Below are 18220 nucleotides of genomic sequence, written 5' to 3'. Positions count from 1 at the left end.
GAGGTGGGTTAAGCATGGTTGAAAGGAAAAGAATTGAGATCCCGGAAGGGGTAAAGGTCAAGGAGAGTGAAGGGGAAGAGGCAGAGTTTCCATTCGACATTTCTCCAATGTATGAGGGAGAAAGGATCAGAAAGGGCGATATGTACGTGGAGCTTGGTGGACCGTCACAGCCGGGCTTCGAGCTTGTTATGGCGTTGCCTCTGGATCAGGTAGAAGACATGAAGGTCACTCTCATCGGTCCGGATCTCGATGAGATGGAAGAGGGGTCCACACAGCCGTATGCAATGATATACTATATTGCCGGTTCGCAGGTTGAGACTGACCTCGAGCCCGTCATAGAGAGAAGAAATCACGACTTCCAGAACTACATCGAGGGTTACATGCATCTCAATCAGAGGTACGACATCTGGATAAGAATTGGAAAAAACGCAATCAAGAAGGGGCTCAAGAGTCTTATTGAGATTGCAAAGGCCACAATGATGCTATACAAGAATGAACTGCCATTCATTGAGAAAATAGAGGCTGTGTACATAACGGACAAGGATCTGGTTGAGAAACTGCTGAATGAGCTGGCGATGCCAATATTTGAGGAGAGAGATGCAAGAGTTGAGGCACTCAGCGATGAGGATGTTGATGAGTTCTACTCATGCACGCTATGTCAGTCATTTGCTCCAACCAACGTTTGTGTTGTCTCACCAGACAGGCCGTCACTCTGTGGAGCGATAACCTGGTTTGATGGCAGAGCTGCTGCAAAGGTTGATCCTGAGGGGCCAAACAGGGCCATACCAAAAGGAGATCTGCTCGATCCAATCGGTGGTGAATACAGCGGGGTTAACGAGTTCGCAAAGCAGGAAAGTGGTGGAGAGTATGACAGAATAAAGCTGCACAGCTTCTTTGAGTATCCACACACGAGCTGTGGTTGTTTTGAGGTTATAGGCTTCTACATGCCTGAAGTTGACGGAATTGGATGGGTTCACAGAGGTTACGCTGAGCCGGCTCCGAATGGCCTTACATTCTCAACGATGGCCGGACAGACTGGTGGTGGAAAGCAGGTTGTCGGCTTCCTGGGTATTGGTATAGCCTACTTCAGAAGCAAGAAGTTCATTCAGGCTGATGGTGGATGGTACAGGGTTGTATGGATGCCAAAGGAGCTTAAGGAAAGAGTGGCGAAGTACATACCTGACGACATCAGAGACAAGATCGCAACTGAGGAAGATGCCAAAACCCTTGACGAACTGAGAGAGTTCCTGAAGAAGGTTGATCATCCCGTGGTCACCGGTGTTGTTAGGCCTGTTGATGGACAGAAGATCACAAACGGATGGGTTGAGGAAGAAGAGGAAGTTGAAGAGGAGGCGGAAGCTGCTGAGGCACCAGCAGAAGCTGCTCCCGCTGCAGCACAGCCGGCAGCAATGCAGCCAATGCAGATGCAACCCATGCCATTCCAGATGCCAGCTTTGCAGATGCCCGCTCCCGCATCCACCACCGCACCTGCAGGGATTAAGCTTGTGATCAAGGACGCAAAGATCACCATCGATAAGGTTATCATCAGGAAGGCCGAGAAGGAGAAGAAGGGTGGGAAGTGATGGAGGAGGAAGTAAAGAAGGTGAAGCTCATACTTAAAGGAGCCCAAATCCACATTCCAGAACTGATAATTGAGGAAGAAGAATGACAGTAATAGCGGTGGCAGGCAAAGGAGGGACAGGAAAAACCCTCGTTTCCGCCCTCCTCATTAATTTTATCTCTGAAAAAACTACCAGCGTTCTGGCTGTGGATGCAGATCCTGACAGCAATCTTCCTGAAGCACTCGGAGTTGAAGACCAGCTCGGTAAAACTCTTGGAGAAATCAGAGAGCTGTTTCAGGTTAGCAGAGATGAAATGGGTTCAATGAACAAGGAACAGTGGCTTGAAGGAAAGATTTACGCCGAGGCTATATGCGAGTGCCCGAGATACGATCTGCTCGTTATGGGAAGACCGGAAGGAGAGGGGTGCTACTGCTTTGCAAATTCACTGCTGAGGGGAGTGCTGAAGAGGCTGATGAGGCATTATGATTACATAGTTATCGATACTGAAGCAGGACTGGAACACTTCAGCAGGAGGACGATTGACAGTGCAGACTACATTATAATAGTCACGGACATGTCGAGAAAGGGTCTGGCAACTGCCAGAAGAATAAAGGAGCTGGCCGGTGAGCTAAAGCTGAACTTTAAAAAGATATTTCTGATAGCCAACAGAATTACCAGCGACGAGGCGAAATCCACGATTGAGAAATTTGCCGATGAGGAGGGACTTGAACTCCTTGCTGTGCTGCCATATGACAGCAGTATTGCGGAGATAGATCTCAGGGGAGATCCGGTTACGAAAATCGATCACAGTTCTGAAGTTTATAAAAAGATGAGGGATGTTTCTGATTTGATCTTGAAATTATCAGCCTATGCGAGGTGATTGGTTTGGCAACGAAAAAATTCACGCTTGAGGAGTTTTTGGAGCTGCTCAAAAAGTACAATGTTGAAGAGATAGAGGGTGTAAAAATTGAGGGAGACCTCGAAATTGAGTTTGAAGGTGGAGCTGGGATAGATCTATCTGCAATCGCTCCACTTTACTCAATGCTTTCTGAATTCGGGAATTTCCTGTATCACGCAAATATGGCGCTGGGATACTTGCAGCGACTTTCGGCTGCTCTCGGCATCCCGACACCTTTCGCAGCTCAGCCAGCAATGCCAGCAGCTCCAGCTGCTCCGACAGCGGAAGTTCCCGCTGTTGAGGAGGTTAAAATACCTGAGGAACTTATCAAAGCTAAATTCGAACCTTACAAAGAGGAATATCCCGGTGCAATCGAGGAGGTTGTGCTTGGAGCAACAAAGGCAGACGGTGGGAGCAGAGAGTACACAATAACCCTTGGTGGAGAGAAGAGTCTGGCTTTCTACACTTTCGATGCTCCGCAGCCACACCTCCCGGCCATAGCTATTGACGTTTTCGACAGAAGACCAATGCTGGCAAAAGCCGTGAGGATGCACTACGATGACGTTCTTGATGATCCTGCAGAGTGGGCCAAAAAGTGTGTGAAGAAGTTTGGTGCCGATCTTGTGACACTTCATCTGATCAGTACTGACCCGCTTCTCGACGATACTCCGGCAAGCGAGGCCGTTAAGGTTCTTGAAGACGTTCTTCAGGCAGTCAAATGTCCGATAATTGTGGGTGGCAGCGGAAACAAGGAAAAGGATCCAGAAGTGCTCGAAAAGGCTGCAGAGGTTGCAGAGGGAGAGAGAATACTGCTGGCATCGGCCACCCTTGACATGGACTGGGAGAGAATAGCAAATGCAGCGAAGAAGTACGGGCATGTGGTTCTGAGCTGGACTCAGATGGATATAAACAACCAGAAAACGCTAAACAGGTATTTGCTGAAGAGGGTTGAGGTGCCGAGGGACAGCATCGTTATGGACCCAACAACCGCAGCTCTTGGTTACGGACTTGACTATGCTTTTACAAACATGGAGAGAATAAGGATAAGCGGTCTTAAGGGCGACACCGACCTGAACTTCCCGATATCAAGCGGTACGACGAATGCCTGGGGAGCGAGAGAAGCATGGATGATAGACTCCCCGATTGAGGATGACACACCATGGGGACCCAGAGAGCTGAGAGGCCCAATCTGGGAAATAATCACAGGTCTAACACTCTCACTGGCCGGTGTGGACCTATTCATGATGATGCACCCGATTGCTGTCGCCGTGCTGAAAGAAGTCTTCAACACCCTTGGCGGGAAGGTTAGCGGTGGTGTGTCTGATCCGGGCGAATGGATTTTCATGGAGGTGTGAGTGATGAAGATAAAAAGCCCGCTCGAAGTGTACAACTATCTTCCAAGAACAAACTGTGGAGAGTGTGGATTTGACACCTGCATGAGCTTTGCGGCTCACGTAATCGACAGGTCAGTGTCTGTGATGGACTGCAAACCACTGGTTGAGGAGGCCGAGAAGGATCCAAAGGTGAAAAAGAAACTCGAAGAGCTCCTTGAGCTAACAGCTACTGAGGTAGCGGAGGTAACGATTGGAGTGGGAGATAATGCTGTTAAAATAGGTGGTGAAGAAGTCCTCCACAGACACGAGCTCACGTTCTTCAATCCGACGGCCTTTTTCTACGATGTATGGGATACGATGGATGATAAGGCAATTGAGGAGAGATGCGACAGAGTTGTCAGCTACAAAAAATTCTATGTGGGCAACTTTCTAACCCTGGACGGTATTGCGGTAAGATGCACATCCAACGACCCCAAGAGATACAGGGAAGTTGTTAAGAAGGTTGCCAGCTATGGAAAGCCGCTGATCCTCGTAGCACTCGATCCGGAGTGCATGAAAGCGGCCCTGGAAGAGATTGCAGATCAAAGACCCCTGATGTACGCAGCTACAGAAGGGAACTGGAAAGAATTTCTGAAGCTTGCCCTTGACTACAGGGTTCCCGTAACTCTTAGGTCCAAGGATCTTGATGTGCTCAAGAGTATGGCTGTGACCTTCAAACAGGCAGGTGTTACCGATATTGTCCTCGATCCCGTAACAGAACCTCTCGGAGAGGGATTGAAGGGGACGTTTGAAAGGGTCATCCAGCTCCGAAAAACTGCCATTGCCGGTCAGGACAAGGATGTTGCCTATCCCATAATGGTTACTCCGATAGCTGCCTGGTTGATTGACGGTGATGACGTAAGTAAAGCATACTGGGAGGCTGTAATTGCAAGCATGTTCATCGTAAAGTACGGAGACATAATGATTTTCAGGAGCCTGGATCAGCACGTTGTCATGCCAACGATAACACTCAGGTTCAACATCTACACAGATCCGAGAACACCCGTTCAGGTTGAGCCCGGACTCAAGCCGATCAACGATCCGACACCTGATGATCCGGTGTTCATAACAACGAACTTTGCTCTGACCTACTACACCGTCGAAAGCGACCTGACCAGCGGTGGAATTAAGGGATGGCTGCTCGTTCTGAACACGGAAGGTCTGGGTGTCGAAGTCAGCGTTGCAGGCGGGCAGTTCACCGCCTCTAAAGTTAAAGAGCTCATGGAGGAGACAGGAATTGCCGATAAAGTCAATCACAAATACCTGATAATTCCGGGACTTGCAGCAAGATTGCAGGGAGCTATTGAGGATGAGACCGGATGGAACGTGCTGGTTGGACCAATGGATTCGGGAAGAATTAAAGGGTGGCTTGAGAAGAACTGGCCACCCAAGTAGTGATTCTATTTTTTACTTCTCCAGAAGATTGATCAAAAGAGCCTCGACCTCACCGAGCATCTTGGCAATGCTCCTTATATCGTCTATTGTGAGTTCCCCTTTTTTTGCAATTCTGTCATGCTGCAGAACAAACATCCCTCTGCTAACGACTTTTCCGAATTTTCTTGGCGGGAGGTAGGCAACCACTGCCTTCCTACCCTGCCTGTATTCGTCACTGTTAGTCACAACCTCCAATCTGACTCCACAGTCGAAAATGCAGAGCCATAAACTATCTAGGTCGGTTCTTGAAGTAATTTCACCTGCAAAGTACCTTATGGCCTCATACGCTCTGCTTATTTCACCCCTCTGCATGAGTTCCGGAAGGTTTTTGATGTATTCGAGCCAGTAATCTGCTGTAATCGTGCTGTACTCCCTGTCATCCGGGAGCATTCCCCTCAGCGATTCAGCCGTATTCACGAGATTTTGAAAATTTTCAAGTTCTGCGATCTCTGGAGGGGAGAGGTAGCAATACTTGACATTCTGTACTTCCGAAGCCATGGATTTTACGGCCTCAATAAACTTCTTTCTCCCCTGTACCTGTAGAGACTGGGACACTCTTAACAGCTCTTCCACTCCCTTCTCTGCAAGCAGTATTCGATAATCATTCGCTGTATCCATAAAATCACCCTTCGAATATGCTGTAGAGGGAATCAAGAACGTAGTCAGGTCTGAGTCCATGTCTGTTGATCATTTTCTGCAGGTTTTCTTTTGTTGTTACACCGGTTAAAACGAGCAGTGTTTCGGCCCCAATTGCTTTACCCGCAGCGACATCTACATCAATTTGATCTCCAACGACCGCAACATCCTCGGATTTCAGGCCGAGTGTATTCAGAGCTTCCTCCATTATAACCTTGGACGGTTTGCCAACAATCACATCAGGCTCTCTGCCTGTCATCCAGTATAGAGCACCGATAATCATCCCCGTTCCGGGAATGGGCCCATCTTCGGATGGAAAAACTCTGTCCGGGTTCGTGGCGACATACCTTATACCCCTGAGACAGGCTCTCAGAGCCTTCGTCATCAGGTCGAAATTTATTCCCCTGTTCGATCCGACTACGAGGTACTCGGCCACATCGTAGTCCACGAGCTTCAATCCGGCAAGTTCAAGTTCTTCCATCAACCCTTTCTCGCCGGTTGTAAAAACCTTTGCTCCGGGTCTTTCTTTGGAGATGAATCTTGCTGTGGCGTAAGTGGCTACGAGAATCTCATCCTCAGTAACATCAAGGCCAAACGATTTGAGCCTGTCAAGCAGTATCCTTCTGCTCCTCGTTGAGTTGTTCGAGACGAATATTATCTTCTTCCCCATTTCCTTTAGCCTCTTTACTGCTTTGACACCCTCTACTATCGGAGTTTTGCTTTTACCCACAACACCATCTATATCGACGATAAAACCCTCCTTCTCCAGCAAGGGATGCATATTACATCAGCCCTAAAGTTCTCAACTCCTCGGAAATTCTTTCAACCGCCCTCCTTGCATCGTCGGGACTTTTTCCACCAGTTACAACCATCTTTCCCGAACCGAAGATCAGGACCACAACTCTTGGATTGTCCAGTCTGTATACAAGTCCAGGAAATTGTTCTGGCTCGTACTCAATGTTCTCAAGCCCCAGACCGATGGCTATTGCATTCAAATTGAGATCCACTCCGAGATCTGCGGAAGCAACTATATTCTGCACTTTGACATCGGGTTCGTCAATTACAGGTATGTCTATCTCTCTCAACATTTTCACAATCTGCTTTACGGCTCTTCTTGCATCCTCAACACTTTTCGAACCGGTGCAGACAACCTTGCCGCTTCTGAAAACAAGAGCTGCAGCCTTTGGTTCCTTTGTTCTCAGCACCAGTCCGGGAAACTGCTTTGGTTTATATTCTGAGTCCTTTATTTCCCTTGAAATCTTATTTAGATCGATATTTTCGCCGATCTGGGTTGATGCAACAACATTTTCAATTTTTATCTTGTAATCCTGCATAACACCACCATTTTTAAAGACTTATATACCCTATAAATACCTTTGCCAACTTCAAAAAATTCTTAAATTAAGGGGGATAGTGTCATCATGCGTCCTCTGGGTGTGACTGTACTCTCTCTTCTTTTATTAGTCGGTGGATCTGTTCTGTTTATTGCAGGAGTCTCCCTCGTCGCTTCGATGGACACCGCGTTTCCGACTTTTGTTCAGGAGTACAGTAAATTTCTAAACGAGTCAGCAAATGTTACCGGTTTACAGACAGGAATGTCGGAAGACATGATGCTGAAACTGTACGAAACCGCCTCCTATATTGCAATTGTCATGGGGGCCATTTACATCACGGCAGGATTCGGCCTTTTTACGCTGAGAGAGTGGGGCAGAGTTTTAACTGTACTCATATCAGGTTTCAATGTGATATACAGCATATTTCTTGCATTCATCCAGCCGATGGCAATTGTTGACATCGCCCTGAATCTTGTGGTTATCTGGTACCTGATGCGTCCTGACGTAAGAGAAAAATTCACAAGAAAAATTAGCATAGAAGAAAGGATTCTCGGCAACCAAAACCCTTAAATAGCACAGAGGGTAAAGGGTTTTTGCCGACGGTCATAGGGCGGGGGAAACACCCGGACTCATTCCGAACCCGGAAGTTAAGCCCCGTTCCGTCCCGCATAGTACTGTGTTCCGAGAGGGCACGGGAATTGCGGGAACCGTCGGCTTTTATGATATTCTCTGCATAACCTCAACGGCTGCATCGATATCCTCCTTGGAGATTATCAGAGGTGGAACGAGTCGGATGGTCTTTTCCGACGTGTTGTTCACAATAACACCGTTCTCAAGACAGTTTTTAACGAACGATGGTGCATCATCCACATCAAAGCCTATCATCAGTCCCAATCCCCTGACATTCTCAAAACTCTCGGCCAGTCTGTCAGCAAAGTATCTGCCCATTTTGTCTGAGTTCTCGATAAGACGTTCCATCTCAATGTACTCAATCGTTGCCAGAGCTGCAACACATGACAGAGGGTTTCCACCGAAGGTTGATCCATGATCGCCAGCTTCGATTTTACTGGCAACCTCATCTGTGACGGCACAGCAGCCAATTGGAAAGCCGTTACCCATTGCTTTTGCCATGGTCATAATATCCGGCGACAGTGCGTAGTGGTCTCTGGCAAACCACCTTCCCGTTCTTCCAAAACCAGTTTGAACCTCATCCACAACTATCAGAAAGCCGTACTCCTCTCTGAGTTCGGATAGTGCTTTAATGAACTCCCTGTCCGCTGGATGAACTCCGGCCTCACCCTGAACAAGCTCAAGTACCACTGCTGCGGTGTTTTCGTCCACCTTTTTTTCGAGATCGTCTGCATTGTTGAACTCCACGAACTCTACCGGCTCTACAAGAGGCATGAATGGTTTTCTGAACCTCTCTTTGTATGTGACCGACAGCGCCCCCATCGTTCTGCCGTGAAAATCGTTTGTAAATGAGATGAATTTCTTGCGGCCGGTCGCCTTTCTTGCAAATTTAAGGGCGGCTTCAACAGCCTCTGTTCCACTGTTGCAGAAAAAGAATCTGTCCATGCCGGTAATCTCTTTCAGCTTTTCTGCAAGCTCTATCTGCGGGACTGTATAGTAGAGATTTGAGATGTGTACAAGTTTTTCAAGCTGCTCCTTCACCCTGTCTGTGAGATGCTTATTTGAATGGCCTAACGCCACCACTGCTATCCCTGCAACAAGATCGAGATATTTTCTGCCGTTCACATCGTAAACATAGCACCCGTCTCCTCTTTCAAACACCACCGGCAGTCTTGTGTAGGTTTGCAGTATGCATCTCTTTTCTCTTTCCATCCAGTCCATGGTACAAATTTTGCTGGGTAGTTAAATTCATTGCCTTGCAAACATTTCCCGATACCGGGAGATGAAAAACTCCGGTTCTCTCAATACAGAGACGTTGTAAACGGACACAGCACCCAGGAGATCGCCCTTCTCTATCCTGCCACCCTTCACGGACATCACAAGTGCGTGAGACACACTTCTATCCTCCTCAACCAGCCTTGGTGGTGAGGACGAAACGAGGTCAATGACACTGCCGAAAGCGTGATTGAATGCTGTTAAAGGCTGAACGATTGTTCCTGAAGGTAGCTCAAGATCGAGTATCCTGATAAGTTCCACATCCCCTTCTTCAAGCTCCTTGCTTTCGGCGGCAATTAAGGGCTCAAATTTTCCTATGCTGCTTCTCTTGAAGCTGAAGGGGGAGAAGACAATTTTTTCCCTGACAATCCTCCCGTTTTTCCAGAAGACGTGCTTGGCCTCAACCCTCCTTATCAGATGCTGGAGCATTCTCGACGCCCTCTCCCCCGTTGATATGTAGTAGGCATTCAGAACTCCAACCAGATCGCCTTTCTCTATCCTGCCGTTAAATGCTGGAACAAACAAGGCATGAGTGATCAGCTTTCTTTCTTCCACCTTTCTCGGTTTTCCGGCATGAGCAACGTCAACCACGGTTCCTAAAGCATGTCTCATTACTGATAGCGGGACAGGGATTGTGTTTTCAGGAAGCTCAACGTTTTCAACTCTTATCAATACGCTCTTGCCCCTGACAACATCAACATCTTCTCTGGCAATTAGCGGATACCACTCAGCCACATTCCACCGTCTGTACCAGTACTCTCTGAGTTTCCTCCTTTCCCTCACAATTTTTCCGTTCCTCGTGTAAACGAGATTCCCTTCTACTTCCTTTATTGATATATTCACATCCGGTTCTTCAATACTCCCAACAAAATCGGATGGGGTTACATTCATCGGGAATACCTTAATAACACCTATCACGTCACCGATTTCAATCACACCGTCCTCCACAGGAAGATATGCTGCAGAAACGATTCTCTTTTCCTCCTCAATTTTGTACAGTCTATCTCCAAACACATCGAAAACGGCTCCGAGGGCATGTCTCATTATAGACAGGGGAGAGACTGCTGTTTTTGGAGGAAGTATAATTTCTTTTGTCCCGATAATGACCGGTTTTCCCTTTTTCACCTCTATCTCCTGATTAGCAACAAGAAGTTTCCAGTAGGCCTTTCTAGCAGATTTAAAGTTAGCCGAATGAACGTCTGTGAACCCTGTTTTAACTTCCATCCAGTCTTTTCCTTCCCAGGATACTGTTCTTACTTTCATAATAATTAATAAGCTACAATCTTAAAAAATTTTGTGGTAACATTTATCAGATGGTTCGACAACTGCCGCCATGGCAAAACTGGAAATAGCACTCATTACAGCCACGCTAATTTTCGCCACACTTTCCATATATCTCTACGATGAGCTCACAAAAGCGGAAATGAGGTATGAGCTTTTAAAGAAAGAATACACAACACTTGCAGAAGAGATAAACTCTCTGAGAGAGAAATCACAGTTGACACAGGAAAAGCTCGAAAATTACACAAAAACAGTGGATGAGTTGAGGAGAGATAACAGGAGATTGATGAGTGAGGTAAAGCTGTTGAAATACGTGATCTCAACAAATCCTGAGAGATGGGAAGTTGAACTTGCAGGTGACGTTGATAGCAGACTTGAGAGAATAAAGGAAGTAATTGACGACAGTTTAACTTCAGACATTGTTGCCGCCTATGCGGAGATGTTTACGGTTGGAGATGCAATCTACCTCAACGGGCAGAAATTTTCATTTGACTATCTGGAGGACGAGAGGGTTTTCAATAAAAGAGATGCAGTTGTAAATCCTGAGTGGTTTCTGCTTCACAGAGTTGGCGATTGTGATGATGTTGCAACAGCCATGGCCGTAATTCTGAAACTGAAAGGTTACGACGTTCAGTTTTGCGTCGGCCACAGAGAGGGGGATAACGGAGGGAGCAAGCATGCGTGGGTAAGGATAGACAGGGGTGATGTGGATTACAGATACTGTGTTAACAGAGTCTGCAAGATGGAGGTTGGAAATTTTGGGGATATTGCAGAAAAGTGTATAAAAATTTAGATCATCTCCCTTACCTTTCTGACGTAGTAATTCATGGCCTCCCTGATGAAGTCCTCATCGAGCTTTCCACGCAAAGACTGAATTTCGAAAATCCTCCCCGGAATTCTCATATCTTCGGGCTTAAATCCCATCTCCAGTTTAAGCTTTAGCTTCTCTCTGTATATCTCTTCACCCGTTCTCACAAGGTCATCCTCTGTAACCTCAACGCCAAGCGGCTCAAAAGCTCTTGAAATCAGATCCACCTTGTAAACACCTCTTGCGAAGAAACAAACCACCAGGCTTGAGAGCACCTGTCTCCAGCATTCCTCCGCTACAAGCCTGTCAACAGCTTCCTGCGGGGTCAGTTCCGTAACCTTCTGGTCAAGGCTGTAGCCGGCGGAGTCGAGATGACTGTGCCTCAGACCTGTGGCGAACCCGATGTGAGCTGCATGGCCGGTATGGTATCCCGGCATCTCGTTTCCTCCAAATGAGAGTGCAAAATCCTTTCCTCCGTAAACGTCTGAAGCGTGATCCACGCCCATCGCAAGATTCCTGTAAAACTCATTGGGCTGCTCGTAGATGTAGTCTATTGCCTTCAGATATCCGTCAACGTCACCAAAGCTCAACTCGACAATTGTGTGGTCTCTGGTCAGGATGCCTCTCTTCAAAGCCTCAGTTGCCCAGGCAAGGCAAACCCCTGTGCTCATTGCATCAAGTCCGTAGCACTCAACCCTGTGAATCAACCTCAGAAGCCCCTCTCTGCTCCCCACACCAAGCATAGAACCAAGAGCATAAATGAGTTCGTAGTCGTAGGACACCATAATGGTCTTGTAAAAGTAAGGCTCATTCTCGTACGGAATTCTCAAAGCAGCGAGGTGTATGCATGCGATTGGACAGTGGCTGCACGCTATCCTTCTCCCGAGATTGTGCTCTGCCAGAGCTTCTCCACTGATTTCCTCCGCCTTTTCGAATTTTGCAGAAGTAAGATTTCTGGTTGGGAGAGAATTCAGTTCGTTGAGGGGAATGACGTTTTCAGCCGTGCCAAGAAGGTGGTATTTTTTCATGGCATCAGATGCGATTGCAGTTCTGTAGATCTCGTCATAGATCTCCCTGAATCTTTTTGGATCGCTGGGCAGGAATTTTCCCCGCCCTCTGACTATCAGAGCCTTAATCCTTTTGCTTCCGAAAACAGCCCCAAGACCCAGTCTGCCGAAATGCCTGTATGTCTCCGTCGTGACACATGCGTATCTGACAAGCTTCTCACCAGCACCCCCTATTCGCATCATCGTCCTTATTCCCCTTCCTGACTCATTTTCAGCAATGATTCTACCGACTATCAGAGAATCCTCGATTCCCCAGAGTACCCTGCCATCTCTGAAATGAACCTTTTCATTCTCAATCACCAGGTAAACTGGCTTTTCACTGGCCCCCTTTATAACTATGGCACCGTAACCGGCATTGGCAATCGATGTGGCGGTTCTGCCTCCTGCATGGCTCTCCCCAAGGTTTCCTGTTAGGGGGCTTTTGAACATGGCCACCGTTTTGGAGGCAAGTGGGTAAGCAGGGGTAAACGGTCCTGTAGCAAAGACTATCACGTTTTCTTCACCGAGAGGATCTGCTTTTGGATCCATGTGTTCTCTGAGAAGCTGAACCGCAACACCCGTTCCTCCGATCCATTTCTCGAAAAGATCGGGTCTTGACTGTATTTCGTAGGTGTAGTCGTTAAGGTCAATAATCAGAACGGAGTCCCTCATGTTTTCACCTCTCTGTATTCAAGAACACCATGTGGGCAGTAATTGACGCAATAGCCGCAGTGAATACAGACAGCTATTTTCCCATCTTCTCTCTCAAAAATTGCGTTTAATGTGCATGCTTCGACACAGTACTTGCATCCAATGCAAAGTCTCTCAATGTAAACCACGCCTCCTCCTTTCTTTGGCTTGAGGGCACCCGTTGGACAGACCTGAGCACATGGGGGCTCGGAACAGGCTTTACAGAAAATTACCGTTGCACCTCTCTCGAATCCGCTTAAGCTTACAGGAAGAATGGCCGAACTGCTGTTTCCGATTTCCGGATGACTGGCAAATTTTCGTGAACATGCAAACATGCAGAGCCCGCATCCTACACATTTTTCAATATCTTTAATCTCAAGACGTTTCATATTTCTCCACCAGATCTTCTAGGGCTTTGATCAACTCCTCCTCCTTGCCCTTGTCTATAATCGTGGCTGCTGCTATTTTGTGGGTAGCGTCTGCAAAGCCCCCAACCTTTTCGCTTGCTTTCGGAATGAGATAGTCCAGACCCGGCATCTCTCCCCTTAAAATCTTTCTTTCCAGGGGGGTGGGAGTTCTTCCGCTGACCTTTACACACTCCCAGTCGATCTCACCTATGTCGGGAATGAATTTTGGCTTGTCCTGAAATCCTATGAGGTACTTCCTGTCGTCCACAAAGCTCATATCCTTGATAAGCTGACAGAACTCACCCACGGTCTTGACACCCATCGGGTAGAAGAAATCCCTTACATGGAACCACTGCGTGTATTTCTCCTGCTTTAATTCTCCCTCTTTCAGTCTTTCAATCATATCTCTGAATTTGCTCTCCTTGATCTCTTCAAGCTCGGAAACTTTCCTCAGAATCTTTTCATCAAAACCCTCAAAACACGCCCTTATCCCAAGTCTGTATCCTCTCTCTTCATAACCCACGGCACCCAGAGTTGTAAGACGCTTTGCTATAACATCAGCGTATTCTTCAAACTTCTCAACGTAGTATCTCTCTCTGACCCCTTCCAGTCCGACCTTTACCTGACCGTTGTCTGTAGCTTCATCAAGGGCAAATCTGTCAAATCCAAGAACACCTCCACTTCTGTCATGGTAGTCCCCAACGCTTCCAATCACCGCAATGTATGCATAATCTACGGCTTCTTTTCCTGCAAGAACCCTGAAGAAGATATAGTTAAGACTTGATGCGGACACAAAAACATCACCTGAAATGCCGGCCAGCTCTGGATCTAAGACGTGTACGGTGTCGCTTTCCACATCCTTTGCAGGATGGTGGTCGATAATTAAAACACGGCTTCTTCCAGCATTTATTTTGTCTATCATTTCTGCAGCAAGACCGGCCAGGTCTGTGTAGATTATCATTCCGTCCCTTTCTCTGTGTATTCTTTCCACAATGGCAGGGTAAACCTTTTCAATGCAGATAAACTCAGACTTGTAACCCAGATATTCGCAAACCTTTGAAAGAATTGCCGCCGAACAAAGACCGTCAGCATCGTTGTGATGCACCACAGTGATTTCGTCACCCTCGTAACTTCTTATCAGCTTTGCAGCCTTTTCAACCCATTTGAAGAATTCTCTTTGTAGAAACTCCTCCATGTTGTTATATGGGGATACACTTCATATAAGTTTTTACTCGCCTTTTCTTAGATGGATGCAGTCTCCGGCGTATACTTTTCGGCCGTCAACTATCAGGGATCCGTCCTCTCCAATATCCTCAGCAACTCCGATGATCTCTTCACTTACAGTTTCAACTCTAACAAGCTTTCCGATGGTATCACACCTTCTGACAAATCGTTTTCTGAGCTCCGGCCATTTCCCATCCAGCAGCATTCTGTAATACCCTGCAAAGTTTTTAATGACGTCCTCAAAAACGGTCTTTCTACTTGCATCATAGAACTCGTTCAGTGATGCGGCGTAATCTCTGAGCCCATCAGGAATTCTGTTCAGCACGTTGATTCCTATACCCAGTATAACAAGTGGGCTCTCCATTTCTCCGTAGATTTCAGACAGAATTCCACAGACCTTTTTTCCCCGAATTAAAACGTCATTGGGCCATTTAATCTTTCCGAAAACCGTTTCTGCCACAGAAAGTCCGGCGATGAGTGTCAGCTTTGGCAGTTCAGAGTAGTCGAGCTTTGGTTTCAATGTCAGGGTAAAGTAGATTCCACCCTTTTCACTCTCCCATTTTCTGCCGAGTCTGCCCCTCCCCAACGTCTGGGTTTCGGCAAAAAACAGAACCCCCGGCTTACCGTACTTTTTCGCCTGCTCGTTAGTGGAATCCACCTCTTCAAAATAGAACACTTCATCGATTTCGTTTATCTGTCCGAATGTTATATCCGCAATCTGATACGGGTTCAGCTCCCTTTCCCCGGAAACCCTGTAACCTTTCTTTCCCGACACCACTTCTATCCCCGAATTTCTCAACTTGTTTATCGACTTCCAAACTGCGGATCTTGAAATACCGAGCTTTTTTCCAATCATCTCACCTGAAACGCATTCTTTTTTTAAAATCCTGTAAATTGTGAAATCTGAACTGTTTTTCAGTATTCGCATACAGTCCATTCACCATAACTTTAATAAACCCTTTTTCCAGAATACCCACAGGTTTGTGTAAGGGCCCGTGGCTCAGCCTGGTTAGAGCGCTCGCCTGATAAGCGAGAGGTCCGGGGTTCGAACCCCCGCGGGCCCACTCTGAGATGGGTTGAAATTTTCTGGTTTTTAACATCAGAAAAAACTCGCTATTCTGCTGGATGATGGATTGTGAAATAAAATTCGTTATAATACTCGAAGAGAAATAGTTATATATTTAGGAGAACCCTAATATATTAAGGTTAGGGTGAGTTTCTATGCCGACCATAATGAAATCTGGCGTTTTTGGGGATATAAAATGAATGCTGGTACAGTAAATAAAGTAATAAATGACTGGTTTGACCAAATACTGAAAGACTTTCCTCCCAAAATCGCAGAAGAGTTCAGGGAGAATGTTGGCAGCTTACTCGACAATCTTTTGTCAGGCAGGAAGAATCCGGATGAGATTGTGGAGGAGATTGACGACAGTTTTATCGAGAAGATTATCAAAAGTGGCACAAAGCCTGTTGACCTTGCCAGAAGGATGGACCTGCTGGTTAAATCTATTTCAAAACTCGATAAAGCGATTTTTGCTGAAGCCTCAAAAATTTTCGTAGAATTTGAGCCAAAACTCTTTCAGAAATTTCTTGCTGTTTATGACAAAATCCTGACAGAGGAAATCGCTGCACGGGAGAGGGCTGAAAGAGTGCTCAAGGTTCTCAATGAGGTTAACCAGGCAGCAATTCGGATTGAGAATGAAAGCGAACTTCTCAGAGAGGTTTGCAGAATACTGGTTGATGTGGGTAAATACACTCATGCATGGGTTGGATACGCTGAGAGAGACGGTACTGTCAGGGTCGTTGCTAAAGCGGGAAAGGATAAACCAGAGATAATCCGGGGCAAAGCTGATAGTGATATATGGAAAGAAGATGTCGAGAGGGATGTTGAATCTGTTACGCCATCTGTTCCACGAAAGGCCATGAAAGGCGAGTATTTTTCATCAATATCTCTTCCCTTACGTCTAAATGGCACAGTCATTGGGTATCTCAACATATATGCTTCAGAAGAAAATGCATTCAACGAAAAGGAGGTCGAATTGCTCCAAAAACTGGCAGAAAATCTTACATATGTTATATCAAACCTTAGAATGAAAAAGGAAAGGGACAGGATAGAGAATCTGTTCAGAACTGTAATTGAAAACACAGGAACCAGCATCGTAGTCGTTGAAGATGGCAAAATCGTTTTTGTCAATACGGAGGTTGAAAAACAAACAGGCTACAGTGCCAAAGAACTGATTGGGAAGCCATTCACGATTCTCATAGCTGAGGAGGATAGGGAAAGGATACTCAGATATTACAGATTGAAAATGGTTGATCCAAATTCAGCTCCAAAAAGCTACGAGCTGAAATTTGTTGACAGGTACGGAAATGTAAAAAATGGTATTGTGGTGGCAACTTTGATTCCTCATACAAAACAGATTATTGCATCACTCATCGATGTCACGGAACTCAAAAAGGCTGAAAGAGACAGGAAAGAAAGTGAGGAAAAATATCGCCTGATATTTGAGTTTTCACCTGTTGGGATTATCCTATCTGGAGTTGATATGAAGATAATAGACTGCAATGATGCTGCCCTGAAGATCGTTGGTAAGAGGAGGGAAGAGGTGATAGGAAGGAGATGGATCGATTTTGGAATATTTGACAAAAAAGACATACCAAAAGTGATGGAAATTTTCTACAGGGGAACAGAATACAAATCCGAACCTGTAGAACTTAAAATAATGGTTGACGGAGCTGCAAGGTGGATAAACGTCTTTCCTGTTTTGCTGAAAAATGACAATACGCCGTATCTCATCTTAATTGAAGACATCACAGAGAAGAAAACTCGTGAAGAGAGTATAAAGGACCTGGTAGACAGACTGGAAATCCTCAGAAGCATCGATCTCGGGATAATTAGAGGAAAGCCAATCGAAGGCTGGCTTAAAGATGTTCTAAAAAGGATGAAGGAAAAGCTCGGGTGCGACCTGCTGCAAATCGTGGTTTTTGCAGACGAAGGTTTTGAAGTTTCAGAACCGAAAAGGGTGATCGCACTCACGGAGGAAAAAATCGAAGAGCTAATGATGAAAAGAAATAATGGACAGAAAAGGGAAATAATTGTGAAAAAAATTTCTGAACTCGAAGATCTGACTGCGGTGGAGGTTGAACTGTTAAAAGCCGGGATGAACTGCTATGTGATGTACCCGCTGATAACGAGGGATGAGGAAATTGGAGTCCTTCTTGCAGCATCCAGACGGAAAACTGTCTGGGAAAAGCTGAAATTCATCAAAATGGTTGCAGGACAACTGGCAATAGCTGTACATGAAGCCATACTTTTCGAAATGAAGAGGAGAGCATACAAGCAAATTGAGCAGAATATAGAGCAGTTTGCAATTCTCGTCGATCATATACGCAATCCTCTGGCAGCGATTCACAGTTATGTTGAGATCTACATTGATGATAAAGAGTTGAAGGGGAAAATTGTTGAGCAGATAAATAGAGTGGTTAAACTTATGGAGCAACTGGAGAGGGGCTGGTTGGAATCAGAGATGATAAGAGATTATTTAAGAAGGGAGCGAGGTGAAGGATGATGCCTGGAGTCTGTGCAAACAATACTTGAAAAATGAGTTTTGATGGATGTTGC

The 18220-nt window shown here is 46.1% G+C and carries 16 protein-coding genes, 1 tRNA gene and 1 rRNA gene; 9 read left to right on the top strand and 9 right to left on the bottom strand.

Going from position 1 to position 18220, the window contains the following annotated elements; translation table 11 throughout:
- Positions 1-14 precede the first annotated feature (14 nt).
- The 4 genes from cdhC (at position 15) to acsC (ending at position 5228) form a co-directional block, all read left to right on the top strand.
- Positions 15-1583 (top strand): CO dehydrogenase/CO-methylating acetyl-CoA synthase complex subunit beta, encoded by a 1569-nt coding sequence (cdhC, locus tag JFQ59_RS00945; protein WP_202318515.1) that lies wholly within the window; start codon positions 15-17, stop codon positions 1581-1583.
- 82 nt (positions 1584-1665) lie between these two features.
- Entirely contained in the window at positions 1666-2442 is a 777-nt protein-coding gene (locus tag JFQ59_RS00940; protein WP_202318514.1) for an ATP-binding protein, read from the top strand.
- Between the two features lie 5 nt (positions 2443-2447).
- Complete coding sequence (gene cdhD / locus JFQ59_RS00935) at positions 2448-3815, top strand: CO dehydrogenase/acetyl-CoA synthase subunit delta (RefSeq protein WP_202318513.1); 1368 nt, start codon at positions 2448-2450, stop codon at positions 3813-3815.
- Positions 3816-3818: 3 nt separating this feature from the next.
- Entirely contained in the window at positions 3819-5228 is a 1410-nt protein-coding gene (gene acsC, locus JFQ59_RS00930) for an acetyl-CoA decarbonylase/synthase complex subunit gamma (protein WP_202318512.1), read from the top strand.
- A gap of 12 nt (positions 5229-5240) precedes the next feature.
- Here acsC and JFQ59_RS00925 read toward each other — a convergent pair whose 3' ends face one another.
- From JFQ59_RS00925 to JFQ59_RS00915, 3 genes are read right to left on the bottom strand one after another with little or no spacing between them, the layout of a single operon-like run.
- The gene (locus JFQ59_RS00925) at positions 5241-5885 is read right to left on the bottom strand and encodes an RNA-binding protein (RefSeq protein ID WP_202318511.1); all 645 of its coding nucleotides are present in this window, start codon (positions 5883-5885) and stop codon (positions 5241-5243) included.
- Positions 5886-5889: 4 nt separating this feature from the next.
- Positions 5890-6684: an HAD-IIA family hydrolase gene (locus JFQ59_RS00920; RefSeq protein ID WP_202318510.1), complete on the bottom strand. Its 795-nt coding sequence runs from the start codon at positions 6682-6684 to the stop codon at positions 5890-5892.
- A 1-nt stretch (position 6685) separates the two neighbouring features.
- Positions 6686-7237 (bottom strand): TATA-box-binding protein, encoded by a 552-nt coding sequence (locus JFQ59_RS00915; RefSeq protein ID WP_202318509.1) that lies wholly within the window; start codon positions 7235-7237, stop codon positions 6686-6688.
- 87 nt (positions 7238-7324) lie between these two features.
- Here JFQ59_RS00915 and JFQ59_RS00910 point away from each other — a divergent pair, with 87 nt between their 5' ends.
- Together JFQ59_RS00910 and rrf are read left to right on the top strand one after the other, a co-directional pair.
- Positions 7325-7807, top strand: coding sequence for a DUF7144 family membrane protein (locus JFQ59_RS00910; RefSeq protein WP_202318508.1), 483 nt, complete (start codon positions 7325-7327; stop codon positions 7805-7807).
- 25 nt (positions 7808-7832) lie between these two features.
- Positions 7833-7953 (top strand): 5S ribosomal RNA (gene rrf, locus JFQ59_RS00905).
- A gap of 1 nt (position 7954) precedes the next feature.
- Here rrf and JFQ59_RS00900 read toward each other — a convergent pair.
- The gene (locus tag JFQ59_RS00900; RefSeq protein ID WP_202318507.1) at positions 7955-9088 is read right to left on the bottom strand and encodes an aspartate aminotransferase family protein; all 1134 of its coding nucleotides are present in this window, start codon (positions 9086-9088) and stop codon (positions 7955-7957) included.
- A 27-nt stretch (positions 9089-9115) separates the two neighbouring features.
- Positions 9116-10405: a DUF22 domain-containing protein gene (locus JFQ59_RS00895; RefSeq protein WP_202318506.1), complete on the bottom strand. Its 1290-nt coding sequence runs from the start codon at positions 10403-10405 to the stop codon at positions 9116-9118.
- A 70-nt stretch (positions 10406-10475) separates the two neighbouring features.
- Here JFQ59_RS00895 and JFQ59_RS00890 point away from each other — a divergent pair, with 70 nt between their 5' ends.
- Positions 10476-11216 (top strand): transglutaminase-like domain-containing protein, encoded by a 741-nt coding sequence (locus JFQ59_RS00890; protein ID WP_202318505.1) that lies wholly within the window; start codon positions 10476-10478, stop codon positions 11214-11216.
- Here JFQ59_RS00890 and JFQ59_RS00885 read toward each other — a convergent pair.
- From JFQ59_RS00885 to JFQ59_RS00870, 4 genes are read right to left on the bottom strand one after another with little or no spacing between them, the layout of a single operon-like run.
- Complete coding sequence (locus tag JFQ59_RS00885) at positions 11213-12949, bottom strand: aldehyde ferredoxin oxidoreductase family protein (protein ID WP_202318504.1); 1737 nt, start codon at positions 12947-12949, stop codon at positions 11213-11215. The two genes, JFQ59_RS00890 and JFQ59_RS00885, sit on opposite strands and share 4 nt — an antisense overlap.
- Positions 12946-13356 (bottom strand): 4Fe-4S binding protein, encoded by a 411-nt coding sequence (locus tag JFQ59_RS00880; RefSeq protein WP_202318503.1) that lies wholly within the window; start codon positions 13354-13356, stop codon positions 12946-12948. Before JFQ59_RS00880 ends, JFQ59_RS00885 begins: the two co-directional genes overlap by 4 nt.
- Complete coding sequence (locus tag JFQ59_RS00875; RefSeq protein ID WP_202318502.1) at positions 13343-14569, bottom strand: DHH family phosphoesterase; 1227 nt, start codon at positions 14567-14569, stop codon at positions 13343-13345. Before JFQ59_RS00875 ends, JFQ59_RS00880 begins: the two co-directional genes overlap by 14 nt.
- 33 nt (positions 14570-14602) lie before the next feature.
- Positions 14603-15526 carry a biotin--[acetyl-CoA-carboxylase] ligase gene (locus tag JFQ59_RS00870; RefSeq protein WP_202318501.1) on the bottom strand — a complete coding sequence of 308 codons (924 nt, stop codon included), beginning with the start codon at positions 15524-15526 and terminating at the stop codon, positions 14603-14605.
- 61 nt (positions 15527-15587) lie between these two features.
- Between JFQ59_RS00870 and JFQ59_RS00865 the strand changes: the two genes are divergently transcribed.
- Together JFQ59_RS00865 and JFQ59_RS00860 are read left to right on the top strand one after the other, a co-directional pair.
- Positions 15588-15662: transfer RNA gene (locus tag JFQ59_RS00865), tRNA-Ile, on the top strand.
- Positions 15663-15860: 198 nt separating this feature from the next.
- Positions 15861-18167 (top strand): PAS domain S-box protein, encoded by a 2307-nt coding sequence (locus JFQ59_RS00860; protein WP_202318500.1) that lies wholly within the window; start codon positions 15861-15863, stop codon positions 18165-18167.
- Positions 18168-18220: the final 53 nt, after the last annotated feature.

Origin of the sequence: Archaeoglobus neptunius (genome assembly GCF_016757965.1) — an archaeon.
Classification (GTDB): Archaea; Halobacteriota; Archaeoglobi; order Archaeoglobales; family Archaeoglobaceae; genus Archaeoglobus; species Archaeoglobus neptunius.
This window is presented reverse-complemented; position numbering and strand designations above follow the sequence as displayed.

Excerpts from the sequence above, each read along its gene's own strand:
- acsC (WP_202318512.1), top strand. The coding sequence starts at position 3,819 with ATGAAGATAAAAAGCCCGCTCGAAGTGTACAACTATCTTCCAAGAACA.
- JFQ59_RS00910 (WP_202318508.1), top strand. The coding sequence starts at position 7,325 with ATGCGTCCTCTGGGTGTGACTGTACTCTCTCTTCTTTTATTAGTCGGT.
- JFQ59_RS00860 (WP_202318500.1), top strand. The coding sequence starts at position 15,861 with ATGAATGCTGGTACAGTAAATAAAGTAATAAATGACTGGTTTGACCAA.
- JFQ59_RS00895 (WP_202318506.1), bottom strand. The coding sequence starts at position 10,405 with ATGAAAGTAAGAACAGTATCCTGGGAAGGAAAAGACTGGATGGAAGTT.
- JFQ59_RS00920 (WP_202318510.1), bottom strand. The coding sequence starts at position 6,684 with ATGCATCCCTTGCTGGAGAAGGAGGGTTTTATCGTCGATATAGATGGT.
- JFQ59_RS00925 (WP_202318511.1), bottom strand. The coding sequence starts at position 5,885 with ATGGATACAGCGAATGATTATCGAATACTGCTTGCAGAGAAGGGAGTG.
- cdhC (WP_202318515.1), top strand. The coding sequence starts at position 15 with ATGGTTGAAAGGAAAAGAATTGAGATCCCGGAAGGGGTAAAGGTCAAG.
- JFQ59_RS00880 (WP_202318503.1), bottom strand. The coding sequence starts at position 13,356 with ATGAAACGTCTTGAGATTAAAGATATTGAAAAATGTGTAGGATGCGGG.
- JFQ59_RS00940 (WP_202318514.1), top strand. The coding sequence starts at position 1,666 with ATGACAGTAATAGCGGTGGCAGGCAAAGGAGGGACAGGAAAAACCCTC.
- JFQ59_RS00885 (WP_202318504.1), bottom strand. The coding sequence starts at position 12,949 with ATGAGGGACTCCGTTCTGATTATTGACCTTAACGACTACACCTACGAA.
- JFQ59_RS00875 (WP_202318502.1), bottom strand. The coding sequence starts at position 14,569 with ATGGAGGAGTTTCTACAAAGAGAATTCTTCAAATGGGTTGAAAAGGCT.
- JFQ59_RS00870 (WP_202318501.1), bottom strand. The coding sequence starts at position 15,526 with ATGCGAATACTGAAAAACAGTTCAGATTTCACAATTTACAGGATTTTA.
- JFQ59_RS00890 (WP_202318505.1), top strand. The coding sequence starts at position 10,476 with ATGGCAAAACTGGAAATAGCACTCATTACAGCCACGCTAATTTTCGCC.
- JFQ59_RS00915 (WP_202318509.1), bottom strand. The coding sequence starts at position 7,237 with ATGCAGGATTACAAGATAAAAATTGAAAATGTTGTTGCATCAACCCAG.
- JFQ59_RS00900 (WP_202318507.1), bottom strand. The coding sequence starts at position 9,088 with ATGGACTGGATGGAAAGAGAAAAGAGATGCATACTGCAAACCTACACA.